At 50.9% G+C, this 17,278-nt stretch carries 14 protein-coding genes and 1 tRNA gene; all 15 read left to right on the top strand.

Annotation, left to right across the window (positions count from 1 at the left end):
- Positions 1 to 32: 32 nt before the first annotated feature.
- Positions 33 to 107 (top strand) — tRNA-Val (locus tag THEVEDRAFT_RS04740).
- A gap of 166 nt (positions 108 to 273) precedes the next feature.
- Positions 274 to 1,602: a trigger factor gene (gene tig, locus THEVEDRAFT_RS04735; protein WP_006583577.1), complete on the top strand. Its 1,329-nt coding sequence runs from the start codon at positions 274 to 276 to the stop codon at positions 1,600 to 1,602.
- Positions 1,603 to 1,654: 52 nt separating this feature from the next.
- The gene (clpP, locus tag THEVEDRAFT_RS04730) at positions 1,655 to 2,239 is read left to right on the top strand and encodes an ATP-dependent Clp endopeptidase proteolytic subunit ClpP (protein WP_006583576.1); all 585 of its coding nucleotides are present in this window, start codon (positions 1,655 to 1,657) and stop codon (positions 2,237 to 2,239) included.
- Between the two features lie 136 nt (positions 2,240 to 2,375).
- Positions 2,376 to 3,665: an ATP-dependent Clp protease ATP-binding subunit ClpX gene (clpX, locus tag THEVEDRAFT_RS04725; protein WP_006583575.1), complete on the top strand. Its 1,290-nt coding sequence runs from the start codon at positions 2,376 to 2,378 to the stop codon at positions 3,663 to 3,665.
- The gene (lon, locus tag THEVEDRAFT_RS04720; protein WP_006583574.1) at positions 3,665 to 6,040 is read left to right on the top strand and encodes an endopeptidase La; all 2,376 of its coding nucleotides are present in this window, start codon (positions 3,665 to 3,667) and stop codon (positions 6,038 to 6,040) included. The genes clpX and lon overlap by 1 nt, the downstream gene beginning before the upstream one ends.
- Positions 6,037 to 6,651 carry a ribosome biogenesis GTP-binding protein YihA/YsxC gene (yihA, locus tag THEVEDRAFT_RS04715; protein WP_342610145.1) on the top strand — a complete coding sequence of 205 codons (615 nt, stop codon included), beginning with the start codon at positions 6,037 to 6,039 and terminating at the stop codon, positions 6,649 to 6,651. The genes lon and yihA overlap by 4 nt, the downstream gene beginning before the upstream one ends.
- 47 nt (positions 6,652 to 6,698) lie before the next feature.
- On the top strand, positions 6,699 to 9,368 hold the full coding sequence (locus THEVEDRAFT_RS04710; protein WP_006583572.1) for a valine--tRNA ligase: 2,670 nt from the start codon (positions 6,699 to 6,701) through the stop codon (positions 9,366 to 9,368).
- A gap of 5 nt (positions 9,369 to 9,373) precedes the next feature.
- The gene (locus tag THEVEDRAFT_RS04705) at positions 9,374 to 10,675 is read left to right on the top strand and encodes a bifunctional folylpolyglutamate synthase/dihydrofolate synthase (protein WP_040825759.1); all 1,302 of its coding nucleotides are present in this window, start codon (positions 9,374 to 9,376) and stop codon (positions 10,673 to 10,675) included.
- Entirely contained in the window at positions 10,672 to 11,424 is a 753-nt protein-coding gene (locus THEVEDRAFT_RS09350) for a purine nucleoside phosphorylase YfiH/LACC1 family protein (RefSeq protein WP_006583570.1), read from the top strand. Before THEVEDRAFT_RS04705 ends, THEVEDRAFT_RS09350 begins: the two co-directional genes overlap by 4 nt.
- Before the next feature lie 155 nt (positions 11,425 to 11,579).
- Complete coding sequence (locus tag THEVEDRAFT_RS04695; protein ID WP_006583569.1) at positions 11,580 to 12,545, top strand: Gfo/Idh/MocA family protein; 966 nt, start codon at positions 11,580 to 11,582, stop codon at positions 12,543 to 12,545.
- A gap of 183 nt (positions 12,546 to 12,728) precedes the next feature.
- On the top strand, positions 12,729 to 12,917 hold the full coding sequence (locus tag THEVEDRAFT_RS04690) for a hypothetical protein (RefSeq protein ID WP_245522602.1): 189 nt from the start codon (positions 12,729 to 12,731) through the stop codon (positions 12,915 to 12,917).
- Positions 12,918 to 12,931: 14 nt separating this feature from the next.
- Entirely contained in the window at positions 12,932 to 13,159 is a 228-nt protein-coding gene (locus tag THEVEDRAFT_RS04685) for a hypothetical protein (RefSeq protein WP_040825324.1), read from the top strand.
- Positions 13,156 to 14,976 carry an NHL repeat-containing protein gene (locus tag THEVEDRAFT_RS04680; protein WP_006583566.1) on the top strand — a complete coding sequence of 607 codons (1,821 nt, stop codon included), beginning with the start codon at positions 13,156 to 13,158 and terminating at the stop codon, positions 14,974 to 14,976. The genes THEVEDRAFT_RS04685 and THEVEDRAFT_RS04680 overlap by 4 nt, the downstream gene beginning before the upstream one ends.
- Before the next feature lie 103 nt (positions 14,977 to 15,079).
- Positions 15,080 to 16,021 (top strand): methylmalonyl Co-A mutase-associated GTPase MeaB, encoded by a 942-nt coding sequence (gene meaB, locus THEVEDRAFT_RS04675; RefSeq protein ID WP_006583565.1) that lies wholly within the window; start codon positions 15,080 to 15,082, stop codon positions 16,019 to 16,021.
- A gap of 132 nt (positions 16,022 to 16,153) precedes the next feature.
- Positions 16,154 to 17,260 (top strand): uracil phosphoribosyltransferase, encoded by a 1,107-nt coding sequence (upp, locus tag THEVEDRAFT_RS04670; RefSeq protein ID WP_006583564.1) that lies wholly within the window; start codon positions 16,154 to 16,156, stop codon positions 17,258 to 17,260.
- The last annotated feature ends 18 nt before the right edge of the window (positions 17,261 to 17,278 follow it).

The following is a 17,278-nucleotide window of genomic DNA, read 5'->3' as shown; positions in this document are numbered from 1 at the left end:
ATCCAGCTAAAATCTGTAGAATGCCGCTCGTTGGGTGGTTAGTTCAGGGGTAGAACGCCTCCTTGACGCGGAGGAGGTCAGAGGTTCGAATCCTCTACCACCCACCATCTTTAGAGAGTAATGCCGCCCTTGGGGCGGCATTATTGCTATGCTGGCCCGGTGTCCGCCCAATCTGGGTTAAGGTATGCCGTGCCCTTTTGGGGTTTGCTGTGTTATACTGACCGTTGTCCTTCAAATACCATGCGGGTATAGGGCTGAAAGGGGTTGTGTTGGTTGAAATCCGAGATAATCTCGCAGGATAAGAACAAGCTGGTGATCAAGGCTGTGGTGGATGCTGATTCTTTCTCCAAGACCGTATCTGCTGCGGTGAGAGATCTCTCCAAGAAGGTCAACCTTAAGGGATTTCGTAAGGGCCATGTCCCCCGCAAGACCTTGGAGCTGTTCCTGGGGAAGGGGGCCATATATGAAGAGGCGGTGGACCAGATCCTTCCCCGGGTGATGGGAGATATCATCCAGGAGTATGATCTCACCCTTATGGAGGATCCTAAGGTTAAGCTTGGCAAGGTGGAAGAAGGGGAGCCGTTGGAGATGGAGTTTACTTTCTCCCTGCGGCCCGAGGTGCATTTCCCTGACATAGCCTCCCTTTCCGTGGAGAAGCCGGTATTCTCCGTGACCGATGAGATGGTTCAGGAGGAGATAGGCCGTATTTTAGAGGCCAACGCTACCCATGAGCCGGTAGTGGAAGAAAGGCCCATAACCTCCGAAGACGTCGTGGAGGTGCTTTACAGCTCATGGGTTTTGGATGGGGATGAGCTGGGAGAGAAGCTGGAGGACTCTCAGATTACCAAAGTGGAGCTGTCCAATCCTTCTATAAGGCCTGACATCGTTGATGCCCTGGTGGGTAAATCCGTTGGAGATGAGGTCTCTGTGGACATACGGGTTGACGAGGGCTATAACAACCCGAAGGTGGCTGGGAAGGTCGTGCGGTACGCCATGTCCATACGGGGCTTAATGAAGGTAGTTATCCCGGAGTTGACCGATGAACTTGCGGAGCGAGTATCTCGTGGGGAGTGCAAGACCGCGGAGGAGCTGCGGAAGGCGATTCGGGAGGGTATTGAAAGGAGTTTAGCCGCCCGTTCCGAGGATGCGGCTAGGACCGCGGCGCTTCAGGCGCTCTGCGATGCCTGTGAAGTGGAGGTCCCTGAGGAAATGGCCCTGAGGGAAAGGGATCATCTGCTGTCTCAGGAAAAGGACCGAGTAAAGAGGCAGACTGGCAAGGAGTGGGAGGATTTCCTCAAGGAGTCTGGCACTGATGAGGAGAAGCTTGGGGAGGAGATGTTGGCGCGGGCCAGGGATCTCATAAAGAAGGAGCTCGTTCTCTGGGCGTTGGCGGATAGGGAGGGTATAGAAGTTGCCCCTGAGGATCTGGAGGAAGAGATACGAAGGGTCTCTGCCAGCGTTGGGATTGAAGAGGCTAAGTTCCGTTCATTCCTAGCCTCAAATCGCTCCAGGCTCGATGAGATGGCCAGCTCCATAAGGAAGAGGAAGACTTTGGATTGGCTGATGTCTAATATAAAGATAGAAGAGGTGCCCCAAGCCTAAGACCTTTTAGTGGATTGGGAGTCTTGGTTTAGGGGTGAGAGGAGGAATCCCGTTGTCTTATCTGATCCCTTATGTTATAGAACAGACGGGCAGGGGAGAAAGATCCTACGATATATATAGCCGCCTGCTTAAGGATAGGATAATATTTATTGGTCAGGAGATAGATGACCACCTGGCCAACCTCGTGGTGGCTCAGTTGTTGTTCCTCGAGAGCGAGGATCCCGATAAGGATGTATACCTTTACATAAACAGCCCCGGGGGGGTTGTTACTGCTGGTTTGGCCATTTACGATACCATGCAATATATTAAATGTCCTGTTTCCACCATCTGCACCGGGCAAGCAGCCAGCATGGCGGCGGTGTTGCTCGCTGCAGGGGAGAGGGGTAAGAGGATCTCCTTGCCCCATTCGAGGATAATGATTCATCAGCCGTTGGGCGGAGCTCAGGGGCAGGCATCGGATATCGAGATTCAGGCCAGGGAGATACTGCGGGTTAAGGAGATCCTCAACTCGATTCTATCCAATCATACCGGGCAACCCCTGGAGAGGATTGCCAGGGATACCGATCGTGATTTCTTCATGTCCGCCGATGAAGCTTGTGCCTATGGCATAGTGGACAAGGTGATAGAGAAGCGCTAGTCTGTTGTCCGCTGAGGCCTGCTATGATGGAGGGGGTCTTTGGACCCTCTCCATTTGTTGTAATATGTGATTATCCGTGCGAACCTAGTAGGACCTACTACGGGGGATAAAAATACGCATAAACAGAGGTGAAGATATGTTCAACGAGAGTGATGACCTTGGGGGCAAGAGGAGAAGGGTGCGCTGTTCGTTCTGTGGGAAGGGGCAGGACGAGGTAGCTAAGCTCATAGCCGGCCCGGGAGTTTATATATGCAATGAGTGTATCAACCTGTGCAATACAATACTTAACGATGAGCATGTATCTGGAGCTCCAAGCCTAAGAGATGGGAAAGAGCCCTTGGGATTGGACAAGATACCAAGACCTGACGAGATAAAGTCATTTCTTGACCAATATGTAATAGGTCAGGATCAGGCTAAGAAGGTTCTTTCCGTGGCGGTTTACAACCACTACCGCCGAATAACCTCCGCCCCAGATGAGGAGGACGTGGAGCTTCCAAAGAGCAACGTCTTGCTGGTTGGCCCCACAGGCTCTGGAAAGACCTTGTTGGCCCAGACGCTGGCAAGGCTCCTGAAGGTGCCTTTCGCCATAGCTGATGCCACAACCCTTACGGAGGCTGGGTATGTGGGGGAGGACGTGGAAAACATCTTGGTGCGTCTTCTGCAGGCGGCGGACTATGACGTAAAGGCCGCAGAAAGGGGCATAATCTACATAGATGAGATAGATAAGATATCCAGAAAATCTGAATCCCCATCGATAACCAGGGATGTTTCCGGTGAAGGGGTTCAGCAGGCCCTTCTAAGGATATTGGAGGGTACGGTGGCCAATGTTCCTCCGAAGGGTGGAAGGAAACATCCCAACCAAGATTTCATTCAGGTGGACACGAAGAACATACTGTTCATATGTGGTGGAGCGTTTGATGGTTTAGAGCCTATCATTGCCCGTCGGACCAACAAAAAGGTCATAGGTTTTGGTGGGGATGTGGCGTCCGCTAAGGATCTGGACAAGAGGAACTCTCTCTACAAGGACCTGATAGCGGATGACCTTATAACCTATGGGTTCATACCCGAGTTTGTCGGACGTTTGCCCGTTATAGTGCCCTTGGAATCACTGGATGAGGAGGCATTGATCAGAATACTCCAGGAACCTCGCAACGCGCTTATAAAGCAGTATCAGCGGATATTTGAGATGGACAAGGTGTCTTTGGAGTTCACCCAGGACGCGATTAGAGCTATCGCCCGCAAGGCCCTTGAGAGGAAGACTGGTGCCAGGGCTCTTAGGTCGATAATGGAGTCCATAATGTTGGATCTCATGTATGAAATGCCTTCCAGGGCGTCTAGGGTTGGCAAGGTGCTTATAAACGATAAGGTTGTTTTAGGAGAAGGATCTCCTGAATTTTATCCCAGGGATGATCAGGAGGTAGCTTAATGGAGGATACTTCTTTGGGTTTAGAGCTTGATTTGGGTGGGGACGCCGTTGAGGCGCCGGAAGCCCTTACCTTGCCGGTGCTCCCGGTAAGGGATATGGTGATATTTCCCGGTATAGTAACTCCCCTTTTCGTAGGCCGTCCTAAGTCCTTGAAGGCCATTGAGAGCGCGGTGGGAAAAGACAGGACCATATTGGTGGTTGCTCAGAAGGATCTTAAGCTGGAGGACCCCAAGGCGGATGATCTGTTTGGAGTAGGGACGGTATGTACCATACTCCAGATGCTTAAGGTTCCAGATGGAACCCTTAAGGTATTGGTACAGGGAGATCATGTGGCCAGGGTTGAGTCCTTCGCGGTTGGGGAGGATATGATAACAGCCCAGGTTTCACCAGTAGATTACCAGGTAGAGGAGGATGAAGAGACCGAGCCTTTAAGGCGATCCGTGCTTGAACAGTTTGAGCGTTACGTGGGACTTCATCCTAAGGTGCCCGCGGAGGTCTTTGCCCCTCTTTCGGAGGAATCGGCAGAACGGGTGGCAGACCTTGTGGCGTCACACCTTTTGGTGGCTGTGGCGGAGAAGCAGCTGCTCCTAGAGGCAACATCTGTTAATGAAAGACTCAGGGGTGAGCTGAAACTGCTCATCAAGGAGAACGAGCTTCTTGAAATGGAGCACAGTATCCATGAGAGGGTTCGCCGGGAGATGGAGCGTGGACACCGGGAGTATTACCTCCGGGAACAGCTTAAAGCGATACAGGAGGAACTTGGCAGTTCTGATGGGGTTGCGGAGGTAGAGGAGTACAGGGCCAAGATAGATCGGGCGAGGATGCCCAAGGAGGCCAAGGAGAAGGCCCGCTATGAGCTTGACAGGCTTTCGAAGATGCCGCCCACATCTGCAGAGGCTACGGTATCAAGGACATATCTCGATTGGCTGCTTGCGCTTCCTTGGAGCAACCAGACCAAGGACAGGTTGGAGATAGGGGTTTCAAAGAGCGTATTAGATGAAGATCATTACGGTCTTAAAGAGGTAAAGGACAGGATAATAGAGTTCTTGGCGGTTAGGAAGTTGGCGGGTGGTGACACGAGGGCTCAGGTGCTTTGCTTTGTTGGCCCCCCAGGTGTTGGCAAGACATCTTTGGCTAGGTCTATAGCAAGGGCACTCAACCGCAAGTTCGTCAGCATGTCCTTGGGTGGTGTTAGGGATGAGGCAGAGATTCGAGGACATCGGCGGACTTACGTGGGGGCTCTCCCAGGCAGGATAATCCAGAAGATAAGACAGGCTGGGGTTAAGAACCCGGTTATGCTTATGGACGAGATCGATAAGCTTGGGACTGACTTTCGAGGGGATCCATCGGCGGCTCTTTTGGAGGTTTTGGACCCGGAGCAAAATCAAGGGTTTTCTGATCATTTTTTGGAGGTGCCCTTTGATCTCAGCCGGGTCATGTTCATAACCACCGCCAATGACCATCATTCGATTCCTAAGCCGCTATTGGACAGGATGGAGGTCATAAGCATCCCGGGTTATGTGCTTGAGGAAAAGGTAAACATAGCGGAGAAACACCTATGGCCAAGGATACTCAAGGAGAATGGTCTTAGCGGCTATGGGGTATCGATAACCAGGGGGGCCATCTCCAAGGTGATCTCCGATTATACCAGGGAAGCAGGGGTTAGGAACCTGGATCGCCAGTTGTCCAAGATAGCCAGGAAGATAGCGTATTACATGGTGTCCGCGTCTGAAGAGGGTAAGGTCGTAAAACCTCCCAAGATCGTCCCCGGTTCTTTGGTTAAGTTCCTTGGTGCACCTAGGGGATACGATGCGTCGATACCTAAGGAAGGATCTGTTGGCACCGTGGTGGGGCTCGCTTGGACTGAGTCGGGGGGGGACGTGTTGCTCATAGAGGCGGCTTCTATGATGGGCAAGGGGAGCGTCTCCTTCACTGGGAATCTTGGGGATATAATGCGGGAATCCGCACAGGCTGCGGTTGGGTTCCTTAGGTCTAACGCCCTTTCTTTAAAAATGGGGGACGTTAAGTGGGATCAGGTGGATTTGCACGTTCACGTACCGGAAGGGGCAATCCCTAAGGACGGCCCATCTGCGGGGGTGGCTTTGGCTTTGGCTATATGTTCTGCCGTGAGGGGAACAGCGGTCAGGACCGATGTGGCTGTGACCGGAGAGATAACCCTGAGGGGAGCTGTACTGGCGGTTGGAGGTATCCGAGAGAAGTGCTTGGCCGCAAAGCGCCATGGGATAAAAGAGGTCGTACTTCCAGCCGCAAACAGACCAGATGTTGAGGAGATGCCGGAGTGGGCTAAACGGGGATTGACGTTTCACTTCGTATCATCCATGGATGAGGTTTTCCCTATCCTCATGGGGGAATGAGTGTAATGTTATGGCGGGCTAATTTAATTGGATGCGCCTATCGGTATGATCAGATACCTCGTTATTCTTTGCCCGAGGTGGTGATGGTAGGGCGGTCGAACGTTGGGAAGTCAAGTCTTATAAACGCCATGATAGGCGCAAAGCTTGCCAAGGTTAGCAAGACCCCGGGGAAGACGAGGAGCATAAATTTCTTTAAGGTTCACGGAGAACCCCCGTTTGTCTTGGTGGATCTTCCAGGATACGGCTTTGCCTCTCGGAGCGGCGAGGAGAGAGATCTGTGGAAGAAGACCATAGAGCGTTATTTCTCATCCGCTAGGATGTCTTTGGTGCTACATCTGGTGGACTTTAGGCATGGTTTTCTAGAGAATGATCGTCAGATGGAAGGGTATTTAGAGGGTATAGGTCTGCCTGTGGGGGTTGTTTTCACTAAGGCAGACAAGATAAGCGGCTCTAAGAGGAAGGCCACCCTAGACAGATACGTTAAGGAGGGTTTCAGGTGTCAGGTTGGGCCCTTTTTGGTTTCGGCCTCAACTGGTTTTGGCCTTTCGGAGCTTAAGTCACGGCTTGCTCAATGGCTGATTGATACATGCGTCACTGATAAGATGGATTGAAGCCTAAGAGGAACATAGCTCTTAATGCGTAAGGGGGAGGCGTTCTGATGCGAGAAGTTGCGTTGGGGAAAAGCTACGATCCGGTTCCTATAGAGGACAAGTGGTATGGGATTTGGCTTGAGAACGATGTTTTTAAGGCGGACCCAGACTCCAAGAAACCCAAGTTCAGCATAGTTATTCCCCCTCCCAACGTGACTGGTTCGCTGCACATGGGTCATGCCCTTAACAACACCCTTCAGGACATCGTTTGCCGTTACAAGAGGATGAAGGGATATGAAGTGTTGTGGTTGCCTGGTACTGACCATGCTGGTATAGCCACCCAGAACGTGGTGGAAAGGCATTTGTCTTCTAAAGGGATATCTCGTAAGGACCTGGGCAGGGAAAGATTTGTTGAGAAGGTTTGGGAATGGAAGGAGCAGTATGGTAGCAGGATAATAAGCCAGCTTAAGAAGCTGGGGGCATCCTGTGATTGGTCTAGAGAGAGGTTTACCATGGACGAGGGGCTCTCTCGAGCAGTTAGAAAGGTGTTTGTGGAGCTTTATCGCAAAGACCTTATTTATCGTGGCAAATACCTTATAAATTGGTGTCCCCGTTGCAGGACCGCTCTTTCGGATCTTGAGGTGGAACACGAGGAAAAGGATGGTAAGCTTTACAAAGTGGCCTACCGCTTTGCTGATGGAGACGGAGCGTTACACGTTATGACCACCAGGCCCGAGACCATCCTTGGTGATGTGGCCATCGCGGTACACCCAAGGGATGAGAGGAACAGGCCTTTTATCGGACGCAAGGTAATAGTCCCGATTGTTGGTAGGGTAATACCGGTCATAGAGGATAACATGGTGGATCCCGAGTTCGGAACCGGATGCGTCAAGATAACCCCTGCCCATGACCACAACGACTTCTTGGTGGGGCAAAGACACGGCCTTGAGGCAATTCAGGTCATAGATGATGAAGGGGTGATGACGGATGAAGCCCTTTCCTTCGCTGGCATGGATCGTTTTGAGGCAAGGGAGCGAATAGTCAAGGCCCTTGAGGAATCCGGAGAGCTTGTGGCTGTTGTGGATCACCGTCATTCCATAGGGCACTGTTACAGATGTCAGACGGTGGTGGAGCCTTATCTCTCCGAGCAGTGGTTTGTGAGGGCTAAGCCCTTAGCCGAAGCGGGGGTTAAAGCGGTAAAAGAGGGGCAGATAAAGTGGGTTCCAGAAAATTGGCTGAACATATATTACCAGTGGATGGAGAACATAAGAGATTGGTGCATCTCTCGCCAGCTATGGTGGGGGCATCGCATCCCCGCGTGGTACTGCTCGTGCGGTGAGGTAATAGTGGACGAGACCGATCCATCCTCCTGCCCGAAGTGTGGGTCCTCGGATATAAGGCAGGATGAGGACGTCTTGGATACGTGGTTTTCCAGTGCCCTTTGGCCATTTTCCACTATGGGATGGCCGGAGAGGACCAAGGAGCTTGAATCGTTCTATCCCACCAGTCTTCTCGTTACCGGTTTTGACATAATCTTCTTCTGGGTGGCTAGGATGATAATGATGGGCCTGGAGTTTATGGACCAGGTGCCGTTCCGAGATGTTTACATTCATGCCCTGGTTAGGGATGAGAAGGGGCAGAAGATGAGCAAATCCAAGGGCAACGTGATAGATCCCTTGGACATAATAGAAAAGTACGGGGCGGATGCGCTTAGGATGACTTTAGCTGCCCTGACGGTTCAAGGGAGGGATATATGCCTTTCCTCGAACAGGATAGAAACTTATCGGTTCTTCTTGAATAAGATTTGGAATGCCAGCCGTTTTGCCCTTATGAACCTAGGAGAAGACGCCTTTGGTGATGGTGATGTGCAGCTTCCAGATCCTAAGTATCTCAGGCTTCACGACAGGTGGATTATGCATCGTCTAAAGACGGTAGCATCGGAGATGGGAAGGCTCCTTGACGGGTACTACTTTGGTGAGTCCGCAAGGCTTCTTTATGATTTTACCTGGTCTGAAGTCTGTGACTGGTATCTGGAACTGGCAAAGCCAGCTCTTCGTGGGGATGAGGGAGAGGACAGGAAGGTGTCAACACAAAGGGTGCTGTTGATCCTATTCAGGGATCTTCTAAGGATGATGCATCCTTTCATCCCATTCGTTACAGAGGAGATATGGCATCACTTCCCATTTGGCAAATCGCTTATAATGTCCGCCGGATGGCCTTCTGGTGATTTTGGTGAAGCGTTTGAAGCTGAAAACCTTGATGTCTCCATGGGGAGTATGCAGGAGCTCATAAGAGGGATGAGGAACTTGAGGGCCGAGGCCTCCGTGCCGCCCCAGAGGTTGCTTGAGCACTTCGTTATCCGCCCCAGGGAACAGGGGATAAAGGATCTCATCATGGAGAACCAAGATCTGATATGCCTGATGGCGAAGTGCGAGAGGCTGGAGTTCCATGGGATGGACGCTCCATCTCCGTCTAAATCCTTAGCTTGTGTGCTGCCCCAGGTGGATGTTTTCCTGCCAGTGGAGGGGTTATGGGATATAGAGGGGGAGATAAAGCGCCTTTCGGAGGAGGAGAAGAAGGTCCTGGCGGATATAGAGAGGATCTCTGCCAAGTTGTCCAACAAGTCGTTTGTTGAAAGAGCACCCTCTGAAGTGGTGGAGAAGGAGCGCGGTGCCTTGGCGGAAAGAACGGCGAGGCTTGAGAGGATCCGGGAGAACATAAGAAGTTTAAGTTGCTAAAAATAATGGATGACCTCTGGACACAAGTTGAATCTAAGATCATGGAGCTGGCTAGCCCGGGTATAAGGCCTGGGCTAGCCCGGTTAGCTAGGCTCCTAGCCCTTTTGGATAACCCCCAGCGCAAGTTCCCATCGGTTCTTGTGGTGGGAACCAACGGCAAGGGATCTACGTGCTCGTCGATGTTCTCTTGTCTAAAGGCCGGGGGGTACAAGGTGGGATTGTATACCAGCCCTCATCTGGAGAGCCCCGCAGAGAGGTCGCGGATTGGAGATGAGCTAGCGGATCCGTTAAGGTGGCTGGGGATGCTTGAGAGAATTGAGGAGCTGATCACTTCTGATTCGAGGTTATTAGCGGACAGGCCTTCTTATTTTGAGCTGGTTACCGCGTTAGCTTTTATGGATTTTGCGGATGCCCGTGTGGATGTTGCGGTTGTGGAGGCTGGGATGGGGGGCAGGTTGGATGCCACCAACATGCTGGGGGATGTCAGATGTGTGGTTTGTACTCCGATAGGAATGGATCACGCGGAGTTCCTTGGCCATAGTTTGTACAGCATAGCCAGGGAGAAAATGGCCGTGATAAGACCACATAGGCCTACTGTATTTGCCGGTGGCGATGAAGAGTTGGAGACGTTGTTTATCCGTCGCTGCACGGATGTTTCTGCGGTCCCATTGGTTCACTCTAAAGAATGCAGGGTTGAGATGACCGATATATCCCTTAGTGGGGTGGAATTTTTAAGGGTTAGAAATGGGGAGACTAGGAGTTTCTCCTTTTCGCTGACCGGGGTTCACCAGCCTGCTAATGCATCTTTGGCCTTGATGGCCCTTGAGTCTATCGATGATCAATTCCCGCTGTCTGAGGATCATATTAGGTCGGGCCTGAGGGATGTCCGCTGGCCCGGTAGGATGGAATGGATCTCCCTTGAGGATGGCCGGGGGATAGTCCTTGATGGGGCTCACAATCCTCATGGTGCTAAAGCCTTGGCGGACAGCCTGGAGGCCCTTGGCTTTGCGGGCAAATGCTCCTTGGTATTCGCTGCCATGGGGGATAAGGATATATCTGGCATCTTAGAGGGCCTAAGGGGCGTAGCCCGCAGGTTTTTCTTTACCCAAGTACCAGGTTCCGAGAGGTCCGCTAAGGCGGAAAGGCTTTTCAACGAAGCTGTCCATATGGGTTTGCCGTTAGGTGGTTTTAGCGATGATCCCGTGGTGGCACTTGAAATGGCAACTGAAGATTCGCCGATGACGGTGGTATGTGGAAGCCTATTCTTGGTCGGATATGTTAGAAATAGGCTCAAGAGGAAACCATGATTAACTGCGAAAGGATAGCATCTAAGGAACACACCCTTCTTGTAATAACTCCGAGAGGTAGCTCCAAATGGTGGGGTTTGTTCGTGATTGATGGTCCTTCGGTGCAAGCGGGGGCTGATCAGGTCAAGGCAGTTATGGAAGCTGCGCGGCTTATAGGTATTTCTCCTTCGAATATGGTGGTACCGGTTCAGGTACATGGTTCTAGGGTGATTATGAAAGAGCTGCCATTTTTCCCCTGCAGACCAGAGGCGGATGGCCTAGTAATCAGGGAATCCGGAGTGGTAGGTATGTTGAGGTTTGCGGATTGCGTCCCGGTCATCTTTGGCCATCCTGAGGCAGATTGGGTAGCAGGCTTACATTCTGGATATGCGGGCACTGTGGCTAACATATGTTACGAGGCACTGATCAATGTGGATGAGGTATTTGCCCCCGTTTGGGAAGATGTTGTGGGTTGGATAGGACCATCTGCATGTGGTAAGTGCTATTGCAGACGTTTGGATGACCCTATCACTAGGGCAGGCATGGTTTCTATCCCCCCAGAGTATCGACGTATTGAGGGTGATGCGGTTTTCTTTGATCTTAAGAAGATAGTGGCACACCAGCTGTCTTCCAAGATGGATATATCGAACATCCTGATAGACCCCAGCTGTACGTTGGAGGATCCAGCTCTTAAGTCCTACAGGAGGGATGCTGCTCCGGAAAGGATGATCCTTTTGTTTGGCCTGGGGGATCCGCCAAACATTTTTTAGTTTAATGAGGATTTTTGCCTCTATCCACTTCCTCTTAAAGGCCACTTGGAGTGTGGTTGTGGTGAGAATATCTATAGATGCTGGCTTGTCGAGGCATGGCAAGCTAAATTGATTCTACTGGTGATAGGTCTCTTTTCGCTAAGGGAGTGATTAGGTTGGCTTCTTCTTTAAGGGTTGGAGTTATAGGGGTTGGACACTTGGGCTATCATCACGCCAGGCTCTACTCTGAGATACTGGGGGCTGATCTGGTTGGGGTTGTAGACTCCAACGAGGATAGGGCTCACTATGTGGGTGATACCATGGGGGTTCCGTCTTTCACCGATTTTCGTATGTTCCTGGACCAGGTCAAACCGGATGCTATTAGCGTGGCAGTTCCCACGAGCTTGCATTATCAGGTGGCTTCGGAGGCCCTTAAGCGAGGCATCCATGTTTTGGTGGAAAAACCCGTCACCACCAAGTTAGAGGAAGCGGAAGGGCTTCTCCGGTTGGCTGCTGATATGGATCTGGTGCTTCAGGTTGGGCACGTTGAAAGGTTTAATAGCGCGGTTCAGTACGTTCGCAGCATGGTCGAAGAGCCGTTGTTCATACAAACACGTCGGATGGGGCCTTTTTCTCCTAGGATAAGTGACGTGGGAGTTGTGCTAGATCTGATGATCCATGATATAGATATAATCCTATCCATGGTTAATTCAGAGATAGAAAAAATATCTGCAACTGGCGCTAAGGTAAAGTCCGATCATGAGGACATCGCGTGTGCCCAGATAACTTTCAAAAATGGTACTATTGCCCATGTTTTGGTTAGCAGGGTTTCTGAGAAGAGGATAAGGCAGATGGACATAATGGAGAGAGAGAGGTACATTGTGGTTGACTTTGAGTCTCAGGACGTTTCCATTAACCGTTGTCTAAAAAGCGGATCCGGCCTTGTGGAGGTGGTGGAGCACCCGGTTTATCCCAAGAAGGAACCCCTGAAGATGGAGCTTCAGCACTTCCTTGATTGTATTCGTGAGGGCCGTCAGCCCTTAGTTGGGATAAGGGATGGAAAGAGGGCCCTTGAGGTCTGCGTGAGGGTTTTAAGGCAGATATGGGGTGATAGTTCCATCGGGTCTTCTGTGGCCGTCTAAACAACCCCTTGGCGGAGCGTTTGGTTCGGGGGGCCTGGCAAGAAACGTATAGGGGTTAAGTTACTTGCAGGGGGATACATGCTAGAGCTGGGGGGCTAGTGGTGGGGCCCTCCAGTTTTTTTATTTTAGGTCGAACTGGTATTATGGACCATATAGGGGGGGATTGTTACCATGCCCTTGCGGATGATAAGGAAAAAGAAGGAGTCGTTATTAAAACAGGTGCTGCTGGTTTTTATAATTTCACTTGGAGCTGCCATATTAGTGATGTGGGCTGCGGTTGCCACCGTGCCCCCTAAGATATTCAGGGACAACGTAATACTAAGGCTCATTTACGAGAAACATACTAAGGCGGTTCATTGGTTCAAAGAGTAAGGGGTGCTGTAGAGATGTCCTCTGTGCTTGGAATTAGCATTATCAACCTCCAGGCTCTTTTAGGGTTGCTTTTTTTTATCGCTGCGCTTTTGGTTGCCAGGGCTGTTATGAACATATACAGAGGGCGTTGGCCCGGTGGCCCTGGTATGCTGTTTTACCTTAGGATGCTATTGGGATTTCTGCTTGCGGGGGCTGTAACCCTTACATTTTATTCCTTCCTAGGGAAGGAGATATTGCGATGAGAGTTTTTAAAATTCTTCTTTGCGTTTCTCTCTTGATGCTGTTTTCTAAATATCCATCCATGGGTCAGGAGATGCCGAAGGCAGATAGGCGGGCGGCGGAGGCTCTGTTCGTCATGGCTTATAGGGATCTTTTAAGCGGCAGGTACTGGAGCGCCCTTTCCAACATTCAAGGGGCTCTAAAGAAGGACACTTACATGGTGGATGCCTACTTCCTTCGGTCAATTATTCAGAGGAGAATGGGGGATCTTAAAGAAGCTGAGAGGTCCATGCGGTACTACCTGGAGGTTAGGCGTACCGATTACAGGGGAAGGGCACTGCTGAAGGGAATGTGGCAGGAGGAAGAGGCTTTAAGGAATTCTTTGAACCCGTCTGCCTCCAGTGTTCAAGTGGGGCTTTTGGACGCAAGAGGGCAGGGGCTTTTTGGACGTTTAGATCCCCTTTTTCTCCGTGGCATGGGGGGAGCTGGCAAGGTAAGTTCCATGGGGGATAAAGTGTTCTTTGTGGATTCGCTTGGGGACCGAGTACATGTGTATGCTAACGGTAGGAACGTTGCCAGCCTTAGGTTTAAATCCCCTTCAGTTGTGGTACCTCTGGATTACCTACATTGGGTAGTATTCTGTTCGAACGGTGAGTCATTCCGAGTGGAAGAGGGCCAATACAGCAAGGAAATTTCCGTGAGACCTTTTTTAAAATATTCCGGACGAATATCCGATGCGGCAGTCATTCAAGATGGAGTGTTTTTGATTGGGGATCAGATGAACGGAAGGCTGGCAATAGTTTCTATAGACGGCAGGATCCTAAGCACTTGGCATCCGCCGCTGAAGGAGAATAAGCTTCCAGAGATTGTAGCGGTAGATGTAATGGGTAAAAGGTTTGCAGTTGCCGACAGGGGCAGGGGGTTGGTGTACGTACTGGATTGGGAGTATGGCAGCTCATTTAAAGAGGTTGCTTCCATAAGGGTTCCATCGGTCAGGGATGTTATTTGGAATCATGAGGGGGGGCTTTTTATCGTTGCAGAGGGGGGGACCCTTTTCAAAACTGGCCCTGTCACTTACTCCTCGGTAACCCTTGAGGCGATGCAACGCGGGTTAAGAGATCCTTGGTCAATATGTCTATACGAGAGTGGGTTAATCCTTATTGATCAGGGGGGAAGGCTTCCCATGTGGGGAGTCTTACGTCCTGGGGTCCCCATGATTGGTTTACTGGGCGTTCGGAGCATGAAAATAGAGGAGATAGATTTATATCAGCTTACTATGGTCGCTAAACTACCACCCTTTCTTAGCTCTTACTTGGGACGAATTAGCCCCGTTTCTAGAGGGGTTTGGCAGAACAAGTTGGCCATGATATCTGTTTCATCCGAAGGCTACTTTGATGACACGCCCGAGAGCCTGGTTTTGACTAGTAGCACTGGGGGAGCGAAGTCCGTATGGGAAAAGATTAAATTGTTCGCAGAGAAAGGGTCCGGTTTGCCCGAGGTTTTAGTTGTAAGCTCTGGTGTTAAGCTGGACGATACCGCGTTAGAGCGGTTGTTGGCATTTTGTCTTATAAACGGCATAAGATTAGATTTAATTTCCGACGGGGCCTCTCCTTCGGTGAAGCTGGATATGGCAAGGCGCCTCACTGGGGGATACCTCTACAACGGAGGAGCTCTATCCATAGTACCAATCAAAGGTGTTCAGTGGACCTTCCGCATGCCTTTGTCTAAGGTGGATGTACCGCTTGGCAATGTATCCGATGCCCTAGTCTCCATCTTCGTTGATGCAGAGGCATATAGCTTCAGAGATTGGTTGCCGTTTTGGCCAGGGGTTTTTAGATAATTCTTGAAAAAATTGTTTTCGGCGCTAATGCGGCCATGTGGTCGAAGATGTTATATCATGGGGACAGAATCGTAACCCTGGTAGGGGAAGAGGGGCGTTGCAATTGGATAGGCTGGTAAATAGAGCACTTTCCGGGGATCACAGGGCTATAGCCAGGCTTATAAGTTTGGTGGAGAGCGAATCTCCTCTTGCGGATGGGATAATGAGGAGCATATATCCCAGGACTGGACGTGCTCATATCATAGGGGTAACGGGAAGCCCTGGGGCGGGTAAGAGCACCTTGGTGGACAAGATGATCCATCGTTTCCTTGATATGGGTAGGAGCGTTGGTGTCATAGCGGTTGATCCATCAAGCCCTTTTTCCGGAGGGGCCATATTGGGAGACAGGCTTAGGATGCAGAATCATGCGGTGGACAGCCGGGTTTTTATCAGGAGCATGGGAAGTCGTGGGTCTCTTGGGGGGGTTAGCGGAACAACCGGAGAAGCTGCTTTGATTTTAGACGCCTGCGGCAAAGATGTGGTGATAATAGAGACCGTAGGAGTTGGGCAGTCAGAGGTGGACATAGTAAAGTTAGCGGATACGGTTTGCCTCGTCCTGGTGCCGGGGATGGGTGATGATGTTCAGATCATGAAGGCCGGGATAATGGAGATAGCTGATGTCTTCGTGGTGAACAAGGCCGATAGGGACGGGGCAGACAAAGTGGTTGCGGACATAAGGATGATGCTGGACATATCGTTTAGGGGGGATTGGAGGCCTCCTGTCGTTAAAACTTGCGCGGAGCGTGGCGATGGGGTGGAGGATGCTGTCAGCTCTGTGATGTCCCATAGGGAGCATGTATTGAACAGCCAGGAGGGTAGATTGAGGAGGCTCTCCAGGATAGAGGCCATGGTGGAGGCGGTGCTTCGCAAGGAGGTGTCATCTCTGATTCAGCGAGAGTGGGGTAAACGAAGGAGCGAAGGGCTTCTGGAAGATCTGTTGCTTAGGAAGGTAGACCCATATTCAATAGCTGAATCCATCCTTGACGAGGTGTTATGCTCTAAGTAAACTCTCACAACCGTGGACCCTGCTTTGATTTGAAGGGCGGCTTTTGGCTGCCCATTTTTTGTGGCATAATGCCTTAGGTGTGTTTGTAGGGGCTTTCAGACCCTTCTTGGTTGAAAGAGGTGGATAATTGTTATGAAGATAGCGATAGGTTCGGATCATGCGGGATTCCTTCTAAAAGAACGGATAGGTAAGTACTTGCTTGATAAGGGTTATGATGTTTTAGATCTAGGAACTTGTTCCGCTGAAGCGAAAGTAGACTTCCCTGATTGGGGTGCAAGGGTTGCGGAGACGGTATCCAGGGGTGAAGCGGATCGGGGAATCGTGGTCTGCGGAAGCGGGATAGGCATGTCTATAATTGCCAACAAGGTTCCTGGGGTGTATGCGGCGCTTTGTAGAGATGTAACTGAAGCCAGGTTATCCAGGGAACACAACGATGCCAACGTCCTCGCCCTGGGAGGCAGAATCCTAGGGGAGGATTTAGCGTTAGAGATGGTTGATGTGTGGTTACGAACTTCATTCCTTGGTGGGCGTTATGAAGCTAGGAATCAGAAGATAAGGGATTATGAGCGGTCTGTTTACAAGCCCGAGGCCTTATGCCAAGTTCAATCCGGGGGCAGGTTGGTGGTGGTTAGCCATCCTCTGATTCAGCACAAGCTTGGCATAGTTCGGGATAAGAACACCTCTTCCAAGGACTTTCGGGAGCTGGTGCAGGAGATAGCTGGTCTCATGGTTTATGAGATAACCAGAGATCTTCCCCTTGAAGAGATCGAGGTCTGTACCCCTTTAGGCCCCACCAAGGCTTTTACCCTTTCTGGGAAGAAGATGGCCGTTGTCCCGGTTCTGAGGGCTGGATTGGGTATGGTGGAGGGGATAATAAGACTCATCCCCAATGCCAAGGTTGGTCATGTAGGCCTTTACAGAGATCCCAATACGCTTGAGCCTGTTGAATATTACTGTAAGCTCCCAGGAGATATAGAGGATCGGGATGTATATGTGGTAGATCCCATGTTGGCTACCGGGGGTTCTGCCTCCGCTGCTATAGATTTGGTCAAGCGTCGTGGAGGCAAGAAGATATCGTTGGTGTCCCTCATAGCGGCTCCGGAGGGTGTAGAACGGGTCAGGTCCAGTCATCCCGAGGTTGATATATTCACTGCTGCCCTGGACAGCCATCTCAACGATCATGGCTATATAGTCCCAGGTTTGGGGGATGCTGGGGACAGGCTCTTTGGCACCAAATAGTGACAAGGGCTGTTTTAT

It is taken from the genome of Thermanaerovibrio velox DSM 12556 (assembly GCF_000237825.1).
Lineage (GTDB): Bacteria > Synergistota > Synergistia > Synergistales > Synergistaceae > Thermanaerovibrio > Thermanaerovibrio velox.
This window is presented reverse-complemented; position numbering and strand designations above follow the sequence as displayed.